Below are 11,837 nucleotides of genomic sequence, written 5' to 3'. Positions count from 1 at the left end.
TGCCAAAGTTAAGTTTTTTTTTAAATAGTTAATTTATTAATTAATTAAAGTTTTAAAAATTTTACTATATAATACTATATTGTTTAAGTAATGCATCTATCTTTGGCTCGCGACCTAGAAATCTTTTAAACATATTCATAAAATCTTCTGAACCACCAAGCATTAATATATTTTTTAAAAAAGATTTTCCCGTTTGTCTACTAAAAATACCTCTTTCTTTAAAAAGAGAATATGCATCTGCAGCCAATACAGCGGACCATAAATAGCTATAATAACCTGCTGCATAGCCACCATTAAAAATATGACTAAAAGAGTTTGCAAATCTATCTTCTTTTAAGTAAGGGAAAATAGAGACATTATTTCTTACTTCTTGTAATATATCTAATGCATTCTGATTTTTTTGAGGATTAAATTTATAATGTAAAGATAGATCAAATAAACTAAACTCTAATTGACGTAAAATAAACAAACCTATCTGATAATTTTTTGCTTGCAACATGTTATTTAAAATATTATTTGGTAATGGTTCGCCGCTCTCGTAGTGACTAGAAATTAATGGAATCATATCTGGTTCCCAACACCAATTTTCTAAAAATTGACTAGGTAATTCAATAAAATCTAAAGGTACTCCATTGATACCTGAAATACTTGAAATTTCTACAGATGTTAAAATATGATGAAGACAGTGACCAAATTCATGAAATAATATAATTACTTCATTATGACTTAAAAGTGCAGGTTTATTTTTATTTGGAGGATTAAAGTTGCATATAATATATGCTACTGGTTTTTGTATATTTCCATTTTTTTTACGCATTCTATTTATACAACTGTCCATCCAAGCACCAGTGCGTTTATTTTCCCGCGCATAAAGATCAATGTAAAAACTTCCTAGTAGTTTATCTTTTTCATTGAATATATCAAAAAAACTTATATCTGGATGATATAAATCTACGTTATTTCGTTCAATAACATAAACACCAAAAATACGATTTATTAATTCAAATAAACCAGATATAACACGTTGTTTTGGAAAATAAGAACGTAATTTTTCATCTTTTATTTTATAAAGATAACCTTTTTGTTTTTGGCTATAATAAGCAAAATCCCATGAGTTTAATTTATTAATATTATATTTTTTTTTGATAAAATATTTTAATTGGGATATTTCTTTTTTACCTTTATCATAAGCATATTTTAACAAATAATTTAAAAAATCAATTACTTGTTGAGGACTTTTAGCCATTCGATTAACAAATAATTGTTCAGCATATGATTTAAAACCTAACAATTGCGATAATTCATATCTAAGCCTTAATTGTTCTTCAATAATATGACCATTGTCCCATTTATTTGCATTAGGTCCTTTATCAGAAGCGCGAGTTGAATATGCTAAATAAATTTCTTTACGCAAATTTTCATTATTACAATAAGTTATTACTGAAGAATATATTGGAAAACTTAATGTAACTAACCAAAAAGATTTCTTATCTTCTGATTTTTTTTTGATAGAAATTAATATATTTTCAGGTATTCCAGATAGTGTTTTCTTATCCAGAATTGATTTATTCCAACCCATGTTAGCATCTAATAGATTATTACCATAAATTATTTTTAATTCTGATAAACGATTTACGATTTCACTATACCTTTTTTGTTCATTTTCTTTTAAATTAATTCCTGATAATCTAAAATCATTTAGTATATTTTCTAGATTTTTTTTCTGAGCATTGTTTAATAATGAATAATTATTGGATTGTTTAAAATTTAGATATATTTTGTATAATTTCTGATTTTGTCCTAACCAAGTATTATAATCCGAAATTAATAAGCAAGCATATTTATAAATTTCACGTAATTCTAAATTATTTTTAACTAAATTTAAATGAGTAATAAATGAAAAAACTTTACTAATACGATCATTAGTTTCGTCTATAGGTTGTACTATACAATTCCAATTATAAGAAATTTTTTCATTTGTTATTTTATCTATTACTAGTTTACAATCTTTTAAAATTTCATAAATAGCAGGTATTATATGATTAAATTGGATTTTAGAGAAAGGCGGTAGTAAAAAAGGAGTAAGTAGAGGGTTGGTCATGATGCTATATTTCCTTAACAATAACAATATTATATAAAAATTACATTCGATTATTTAATAATATTAAAGTTATGATAAAAAATCAGCAATAATTAGCATTAGTTCTAATATAAATAAATTAAAAATTTATTTATTGATTACTATATCTTATTATTCTAATATAGAATGTCAATTATTATTAATTTTGTTAAATAATATTAATTTGTTGACTGCTATTATAACAGTAGTATAATCCTCAAAAATATTTTATATTTTTCAAATTTTATTCAAAATTTAAATTGATCAATAAAAAATGAAATTTATAAAAATATAATTTTGTATCACTTCTTATTATAAAAGAATATTGATTTACAAAAATATAATAAATAATACAATGTCTCAAGGTATCTTACATGTTATTTCTGCTCCTAGTGGAACAGGAAAATCTAGTTTAATTAAAGCGCTATTGAACACACAAAAATTATTCTCAGTAAAAATGTCTATTTCGTACACTACACGTACCGTACGTCCTGGAGAAACTCATGGTGAACATTATTATTTTATAAAAACAAATGAATTTAAAAAAATGATTGATAATGGTTATTTTATTGAATATGCACAAGTGTTTGAAAATTATTATGGCACTTCTTATAGGGAAATAAATAAAATTATTAATGAAGGTTATGATGTTTTACTTGATATTGATTGGCAAGGTGCAAAACAAATTCGTAATAAAATACCTAATACAAAAAGTATTTTCATACTACCACCATCTAAAGATGAATTAAATAAAAGATTGCGTGATCGTGGTCAAGATAGTGAAAATGTTATTAAGCATAGAATGGAAAAAGCAATAGAAGAAATTAGTCATTATAAAGAATATGATTATTTAATCATCAATGATAATTTTAATATTGCTTTAACAGATCTAAAAACAATTATTTGTGCAGAACGTTTAAACATATCACGTCAAAAAATACGTTATGATGATTTAATTAGTAATTTATTAGCTCTTTATTAAATTATTTAATATAATACAAATAAGAATTTAATTAATAATGAGTTGATCATTTCATGGCACGTATAACAGTTCAAAAAGCAGTAGAAAAAATTGGTAACCGTTTCGATTTAGTGTTAATAGCAGCACGTAGAGCACGTCAAATGCAAATAGGAGGTAAAGAACCTTTAGTAGAAGAAGAACAAGATAAACCCACTGTAATTGCACTGCGTGAGATCGAAGACAATTTAGTTACTAAAAATATTTTAAATATTTATGAAAACCCAAAAAAACAAATACATAAAATACATAATTAAAACAATCTCTAATGTACTTATAATTTAAAATGGCTCATAAATATTATGGTTATTTAAAACTTAATATACTAATTAAAAAATACTTATCAGTAGAATAAGTAAACTATCTAATCTCTAACAGATGTTTTTTATTAATGCGGTTTAAAAAAAACCGCATAAATGTATGCTATGAACTTGATATTATATCTATCAATTAGCAATTTGTAAAATATTAAACTTACACAAATTACTATCTACAAAAATAAATTTAATTTTATTAATTATCTGTCTAATAATAGTTAAGAAAATATTTGCAAATAATGATATTAAATGGGTTTAAAAAATCAATTAATTACATTATATCAAGAATTATTAGATTAGTAATTTAAAATTTATAATATTAGTTATTATTAACAGTTATCAATCATTATGTGATTTGATAACTGTTCTATGGTTCTAGAAGCAAATTAGGGTAAAATTAAATAGACAAAAAATAATTTTAGATTAGAATTGATTAGATTTATAATCGGGTAAATCTTAAAACCATCATTTTTGACAAATTTAGATGATTACTTAATTGTTAAAATAAAATTTTCAAAAAAATTAATAGTAAACTATATCTAGATCATAAAATAAATAATCTAAATTATATTTACACGTAGATATTTTCAGTAACATTTTAGTTATTTTTGATAAAAAATACTATTTGTTAAATTTGAATAGTATAATTAATACATTTTTTAGCTTAAACATGAAATTATCAAGATTATTAAATATAGATATTAAAAGATATAGTTTTATTTAAATTAGGATAACAAAGCAAATAGTTATTGCAATAAATATATCTTTAAAAATCTTTAATAATATTAAAATATAATTATTTTAGATATAATTTATTTAAACTATAATAAACAATTATAAAATGAAAGAATTTTGTTTAAATACTATACCAATACATAAATTACAGAAAATAAATAATATTCAAGATAAAAAATTAGTTAAAATGGGTTTAAAAACTATAAAAGACTTATTATTTCACTTTCCTATAAGATATGAAGATCGCACGCAAATTAATTCTATTAAAAATTTAATTTTTGGCACCTATGTTACAGTTGTAGGTAAAGTTATAGAAACTAAAATAGTTTTTAATAATCGTCGTATTATGTTATGCCGAATTACAGATGGAACTGGAATTTTAACGATAAAGTTTTTTAACTTCACTCCTAATATTATAAAAAATACTTTTACACCAGGACGTCAAATCATTGCATATGGAGAAGTTATTCGTGGTAAGTATGAATTTGAACTAATACATCCTGAATATACTATTTATAAAGTAAATAGTAATGAAATGATAAAAAAAACATTAACCTCAATTTATCCATCTACTGAAGGTATTAGTCAATTATTATTACGTAATTTAATAAATCAAGCATTAATTATGCTAGATCATCATAAAATTATTGAATTAATCCCTAAAAAACTAAATAAAAACTTAATTAGTTTTACTGAAGCTTTACATACAATACATAATCCTCCTTTAGATAATTTACAAAAATCAGAAAAAAAAATTTTCTTAGCTGGCAACAGACTAGTATTTGAAGAACTATTAGCACATAACCTTAAGATGTTATCAATAAAAGACAAGATAAAAAGTTATGATGCTTCACCAATACCTAAAAATCATAAATTAATTAATAAATTAATAGCTAATCTTCCTTTTTCTTTAACTAATTCTCAAAAGAAAGTACTTCAAGAAATTGAAAAAGATATATCTAAAAATCATCCAATGGTACGTTTATTACAAGGTGATGTAGGATCTGGAAAAACATTAGTAGCTGCTTTATCAGCACTTAACGTTATAGCTCAAGGTGAACAAGTAGCTTTAATGGTTCCAACCGAATTGTTAGTAGAACAACATGTCGATAATCTACGTCAGTGGTTTACACCTCTTGGAATTGAAATTGGATTATTATTTGGAAAACAGAAGCATAAAGAACGTAAAGCACAAATAGATATGATTTCTAATGGCAAGACATCAATAGTGGTTGGTACTCATTCATTATTTCAAAAACAAATGCGTTTTAATAAATTAGCTTTAATCATTATAGATGAACAACATCGTTTTGGAGTACATCAACGATCAGCTCTTTGGAGTAAAGGAGAAAAAAATAATTTTCGTCCTCATCAATTGATAATGACAGCAACTCCTATCCCCCGTACTTTAGCAATGATTAACTATGCTGATCTTGATATTTCTATAATTGATGAACTTCCTCCAGGTCGTAATCCAGTTTTAACTGTAATAATTCCAGATATTCGTAGAAATAAAATTATATCACGTGTAGAAAAAGCTTGTTTAAAAGGTCGTCAAGTTTACTGGGTATGTCCTATAATTGAAGAGTCAGAAATATTGGAAGCACAAGCAGCAGAAGTTAATTGGGCATTATTAAAAAAAGCATTACCAACATTAAATATTGGCTTAATTCATGGTAGAATGAAATTAGAAGAAAAGAAAAAAACCATGAATAATTTTAAAAATAATAAATTTCAATTGCTAGTTACTACAACTGTGATAGAAGTTGGTGTTAACGTGCCTAACGCTAGTTTAATGATAATCGAAAATTCAGAGCGGTTAGGACTTGCTCAATTACATCAATTAAGAGGTCGTGTAGGAAGAGGTTCTTTGGAATCATATTGTATCTTGCTATACAAACCTCCCCTTAGTGAGATTGCTAAAAGACGATTAGAAACAATAAGAAATATTCATGATGGTTTTTTAATTGCTCAACTAGATTTAGAAATTCGTGGTCCTGGAGAATTACTTGGTACAAAACAAACTGGGACTATTGATTTTAAGGCTATAAATATATTACAAAATAAAGTTATAATATCTGAAGCACAACAAACAGCCTATAGTATTCATAAATTATATCCTGAAAAAGCAATTGATATAATAGATCGTTGGATATCAAAAAAAACTTTCGATATAAATGTTTTCTAATTTATTTTAAGTGATAACTTAGGATGTAATATATCATATCAAAATAAAAATTAGTATGTTTAACTATTTTTAAAGATATGATTTATTCCTTTTGGTTTGTTTACGTTCATATTCTTTTAAATATCTTTTTCTAATACGAATAGATTTAGGAGTGACCTCTACAAGTTCATCATTATCAATAAACTCAATTGCTTGTTCTAATGTCATTTTTAGTGGAGGAATAAGATTTATAGTTTCATCGCTTCCAGCAGCACGCATATTAGTTAATTTTTTACTAGCTAAGCAATTGACAGTTAAATCATTAGAACGATTATGAATTCCAATTATTTGTCCTTCATATACTTCCATTCCTTGATTAATTAATAAATTACCACGATCTTGAAGGTTATATAATGCAAATGCAACTGCCTTACCTTGACTATTAGAAATTAAAACTCCATTTTTACGTTGTTTTATATCACCTATACATATATCATCGTAATGACTAAATATAGAATATAAGTTTCCACTACCAGAAGTAATTCTCATAAATTTACTACGAAATCCAATTAAACCTCGGCTTGGAATTATATATTCAAGCCTTATACGTTTATTTACGCATACATCCATCGTTTGAAGATTACCTTTTCGTATTCCTATTTCTTGCATTACTAATCCTTGATGACATTCTTCAATTTCTAATATAGCTTCTTCAAATGGTTCTAGCTTTTTACCATTAATTTCACGAAAAATTACTTTTGGTCGAGATACTGCAAATTCAAAACCTTCTCTACGCATATTTTCTATTAAAATAGAAAGATGTAGTTCTCCTCTTCCAGATACACAAAAAATATCAGGACTATCTGTTTCTTTTACACGAAGAGCTACATTATAAGTAACTTCTTGCTTTAAACGTTCAAATATTTTACGTGATGTTAAGTATTTGCCTTCTTTCCCACAAAATGGTGATGTATTAACATTAAAAAAAATATTAACAGTTGGTTCGTCAATATTTAAATTAGGAAGAGCTTTTATGTTTGTTGGATCGCAAATAGTATCAGAAATATTTAATTCATTTAAACCAGTAATAGCTACTATATCTCCTGCTTCTGCTTCATTAATATCTATTTTTTTTAATCCAAGATAACCGAAAACCTTACTAATTTTACCATTAATCATTTTTCCATTGCAATTAGTTATAACAACGTTTTGATGCATTTTGATCTTACCACTTTTTAAGCGTCCAATTCCCATCAAACCAAGATAATTATCTTTATCTAATTGAGATATTTGCATTTGCAAGGGTTTTTCCGATTCACCTTTTGGTGCACTTATATTATTAATGATTTCAACATATAAAGGAGTCATATCTTTAGACATATTATTATAATCTAAACCTGCAATACCCTTTATTGCTGAAGTGTATATGATAGGAAAATCCAATTGTTCATCATTAGCATTAAGATTTAAGAACATGTCGAATATTTTATTAACAACCCAATCTGGACGTGCACCATTTCTATCAATCTTGTTGATTACTACTATAATCTTTAGATTATAAGATAATGATTTTCTAGTAACAAAACGTGTTTGAGGCATAGGACCGTCAATAGCGTCTACTACTAATAAAACACCTTCTACCATTGATAAAATACGTTCTACTTCGCCTGCAAAATCAGCATGTCCTGGTGTATCAATGATATTAATACGATAATTATTCCATTTAATAGCGGTATTTTTTGATAATATAGTGATTCCCCTTTCTTTTTCTAGCTGATTTGAATCCATTATACGATCAATATCTTTATTAATATCAAAATTATCAGATTGTTGAAGCAATTTATCAATTAATGTAGTTTTTCCATGATCAACATGAGCAATGATAGCTATATTACGTAAGTTATTAATCAAAATTTTACCTCATTAATTAATAAGTAGTGTTATACTGAGTTAAATAAATATTAATTTTAACCTAAATATTTTAACTTTGACTATGCAAATTATGTTTATTTTCGATTTTCTATTTACTTTAATAAGAAAGATATTATTAAAAAATAATAAATCATTTATATTTTTTATCATTAATTTTAATTAATATTAATTAAAATTAATAATACAGCTGAAATATATTAAATTGTAGCAATTTTTATTTAAGATATTGTTAGTTATTTAAATTGAGATTTTTATAATATTATAAATATTATGCAAATTTTAATATATTCTATATAACAATGCAGTTGTGTTAATATAATAATATATTATTCATTAACAATTTTAAATATGTAATTTTGTACATGATAAATTATCAAAATACGCGTTTTATTGTAAGCGTTCCTAACATAAATTATCTTCCTATCAATAATGATGATAGTATTGAAGTAGCGTTGATAGGTCGTTCTAATTCTGGAAAATCCAGCTTATTAAATAAAATAACAAATCAAAATCATTTAGCACGTGTTAGTAAAACTCCAGGTTGTACTAAATTAATTAATTTATTCGAAATAACTCAAAATAAATATTTAGTTGATTTACCAGGATATGGCTATGCTAAGACATCTAAAAAAAATATAACAAAATGGAACGATATTATTTTTGAATATATAAAAAAAAATAGACATTTAAAGGGATTAATTTTATTAATGGATATTCGTTATACAGTAAATAACTTTGACAAGAAAATAATCAAATTAACAAAAAAACAAAATATTTCTCTATTTATTTTATTAACTAAAGCAGATAAATGCAATTTTTCTGAACAGAAAACAAAATTAAATATAACTAAAACAGCTTTGTCAAAATTTATGGTAGATTTTGAATTTGAAATAGAAATATTTTCATCATTAAAAAATATAAATATTGATAAAATATATCAAAGATTAAATTTATGGTTTAATTAAATAATTAATATTTTTAATAAATTTGTTCCTAATTTTCTCATATACTAACTATAACCAATAAAGTAATTAATAACTGTGTAGTAAATTCCATTAATAATTTAATTTGCTAATTTTTCAACAAAATTATTATGAATTTCCAATTTAATTTTTTTTAAAATTCTCTAATTTGCATATGTGAAAGAAAGATTTAAATTACTACCAGATATTTTATAAGATTTATTTTTTTATATAGATATACTGTAGCAGTTTCTAATAAAACTAGATTAAAATTAAATTTGTTTATATATTATTAATAATTTTAAGGTATTTAATATCAAAATTTCAGTTAAATTAATTAAATCTTTATTTACTTGATACTTGATAAATTATTAATAATATAAGATTATAAAATAATATCATTTTTATATAATGCAATATCTTTAAATAAGTACTTAAGTTGTATTAATTCCAGCTTTTTAGTATATTTTTATAAATTATGAATTAATAGCATATAAGCTGCCTTATATGGCTTTACGGCTTTACAGCGAAGTATATTCCTACAATTCTAGCAAAAATTATATCTGAAGAACTGCTTTCCAAATGCAAAATTTTTTCTTAATGATTTTATCCAAATATTTAAATTACTTAAATTAAAGTACATATTCTTATAAATTTATATTATTTTTTAATATGTTTTATATTGTAGATTACATTATAACTTATTTTTATTGTTTATTTTAATAAACAATTCAAAAAAATTTTTAAACTCATAGCGATAAAAAAATTTTTTTAATTTTATTATATTTGGATTATTAATAACTAAATCTTTGTGATTTAAATCAACTAAAACATCTGTTTTAATTTTCGCTAGCTTATAAGATAATAGCGCTATTTCACGATATTTTTGAAGTTTTAAAATAGTGCTTTTTGCACCACGGAATGAAAGACATGCTACTTTGTTAAGATTAGAATATATATATTTTATACCCCCTATTTCATTCAATAAAATTACTGCCGTTTTTTTTCCAATTTTAGGTATACCAGGAATATTATCTGAACTATCACCAGTAATAGCTAATAAATCCGCAATTAACTTAGGTGAAACACCATATTTTTTTTTAACTTCATCAGGACCTAAAATTTTTTTACTATCGGTATTAATCAAATTTACTTTTGATGTAACTAATTGTGCCATATCTTTATCATTAGTACTAATTAATGTCAAAAAATCATCTGATTTATTAATATTATATGATAATGTACCTATAACATCATCTGCCTCAACGCCATTTAATGTTATAATTTTTAAACCTATTGCTTGAATTATTTCACATAATGGTTGGACCTGAATACGTAGATTATTAGGCATAGGCAATCGATTACATTTATAATATTGAAATATTTCATGTCTGAAATTTTTGGATGAACTATCAAATACTACAGCCATATGACTTGGATTATATTTTTTAATTATATTATTTAATATATTTATAAATCCAAATATTGCACCAGTTGGTTCACCTCTGCTGTTTATTAACAATGGAAAAACATAGTATGCTCTATAAAGAATAGATGATCCGTCAATTAAAATTAAAGTACTCATTAAATCGAAAAATTAATTGTTAAAGTTAAGGAATTTTAATCAAAATAATTATATTAATGAATAAAAAATAAATATTTATTTTTTATTCATTAATAATTTAATTATATTAAAATATTCAGAAATTGTATTATTGGAATAATCTTTACTTAACTCACTAATATTAATCATATATTTTCCATTAACAAATGCAACTGGTATTTTATTAACATTAAAATCAAAATTTGCTTTCTTTTGTCTATCAATTATCATTTTTACTGTAAAACTATCCCATAATGTTTCATATTCTTTAAAAGAAATACCGGATGATTTTATAAATACATTTTTCAACTTTTCTTTATTTTTTAATACATCCTCTCCTGTAATGTTTTTCATGTTCTGAACAATATTGAAAATTGGATTAATTACTTTATCTTCAATGCCTAAAGCCATTGCAATAGCCCATGTATGGGTTAATATTTCGTTAAAATTATCTTCATCTTCTTCAAAATTAATATGATATTTCACTAAGTTAATTTTTTTTGGAATGGTGTACTTACTAAGATAGTGTTCAAATTGATAACAATGTTGACATAAAAATGAAAAAAATTCTACTACTTGAGGTTGATTTGTAATTGTATTAGGCAAAACAACATAATGCTTACCACTAATGAATGGTTCAGCAAATGAGTTTAAGTTTAAAATAACTCCAATAAGAATAACATAAAATTTTTTCATATTAAAACTTTCCTAATTTTACAATGAATCACAAATCATAAAATTTTAGCTACAATATTGATAACGATAAAATATATTATATGAAAGAATAGATTAATTATTAGAATAATTTTAATTAATAATATAATAGGTAATGAAAATAAACATTTCACAAAAATATCTATTTAATTAAGGAATCCTGCCTGGCGATTTCCTACTCTCACATGGAGAAACTCCACACTACCATTGGCACTACGACATTTCACTTCTGAGTTCGACATGGTTTCAGGTGGTACTATCGCGTTATAG

The 11,837-nt window shown here is 24.0% G+C and carries 8 protein-coding genes and 1 rRNA gene; 4 read left to right on the top strand and 5 right to left on the bottom strand.

Annotation, left to right across the window (positions count from 1 at the left end):
* Positions 1–64: 64 nt before the first annotated feature.
* Positions 65–2,101, bottom strand: coding sequence for an oligopeptidase A (prlC, locus tag CRV09_RS02825; protein ID WP_136132626.1), 2,037 nt, complete (start codon positions 2,099–2,101; stop codon positions 65–67).
* 373 nt (positions 2,102–2,474) lie between these two features.
* On the opposite strand from prlC, the gene gmk reads away from it, so the two are divergent.
* The 3 genes from gmk (at position 2,475) to recG (ending at position 6,377) form a co-directional block, all read left to right on the top strand.
* Complete coding sequence (gmk, locus tag CRV09_RS02820) at positions 2,475–3,101, top strand: guanylate kinase (protein ID WP_136132625.1); 627 nt, start codon at positions 2,475–2,477, stop codon at positions 3,099–3,101.
* Between the two features lie 53 nt (positions 3,102–3,154).
* Positions 3,155–3,394, top strand: coding sequence for a DNA-directed RNA polymerase subunit omega (rpoZ, locus tag CRV09_RS02815; protein ID WP_136132624.1), 240 nt, complete (start codon positions 3,155–3,157; stop codon positions 3,392–3,394).
* A gap of 901 nt (positions 3,395–4,295) precedes the next feature.
* The gene (recG, locus tag CRV09_RS02810; protein ID WP_136132623.1) at positions 4,296–6,377 is read left to right on the top strand and encodes an ATP-dependent DNA helicase RecG; all 2,082 of its coding nucleotides are present in this window, start codon (positions 4,296–4,298) and stop codon (positions 6,375–6,377) included.
* 69 nt (positions 6,378–6,446) lie between these two features.
* On the opposite strand, the gene typA is transcribed toward recG, so the two are convergent.
* On the bottom strand, positions 6,447–8,267 hold the full coding sequence (gene typA, locus CRV09_RS02805; protein ID WP_136132622.1) for a translational GTPase TypA: 1,821 nt from the start codon (positions 8,265–8,267) through the stop codon (positions 6,447–6,449).
* Between the two features lie 383 nt (positions 8,268–8,650).
* Between typA and yihA the strand changes: the two genes are divergently transcribed.
* The gene (yihA, locus tag CRV09_RS02800; protein ID WP_136132621.1) at positions 8,651–9,253 is read left to right on the top strand and encodes a ribosome biogenesis GTP-binding protein YihA/YsxC; all 603 of its coding nucleotides are present in this window, start codon (positions 8,651–8,653) and stop codon (positions 9,251–9,253) included.
* A gap of 691 nt (positions 9,254–9,944) precedes the next feature.
* On the opposite strand, the gene CRV09_RS02795 is transcribed toward yihA, so the two are convergent.
* From CRV09_RS02795 to rrf, 3 genes are all read right to left on the bottom strand, one after another.
* A complete protein-coding gene (locus CRV09_RS02795) occupies positions 9,945–10,835 on the bottom strand; it encodes a 5'-3' exonuclease (RefSeq protein ID WP_136132620.1) in 891 nt (296 codons plus the stop codon).
* A 75-nt stretch (positions 10,836–10,910) separates the two neighbouring features.
* A complete protein-coding gene (locus CRV09_RS02790; protein WP_136132619.1) occupies positions 10,911–11,549 on the bottom strand; it encodes a DsbA family protein in 639 nt (212 codons plus the stop codon).
* A gap of 180 nt (positions 11,550–11,729) precedes the next feature.
* Positions 11,730–11,837 (bottom strand): 5S ribosomal RNA (gene rrf, locus CRV09_RS02785); the annotation flags it as partial.

This window comes from Candidatus Pantoea edessiphila (assembly GCF_002933345.1).
GTDB lineage: Bacteria > Pseudomonadota > Gammaproteobacteria > Enterobacterales > Enterobacteriaceae > Pantoea_C.
The sequence above is the reverse complement of the archived record's forward strand: the minus strand, read 5'-3'. Positions and strand labels throughout refer to the sequence as shown.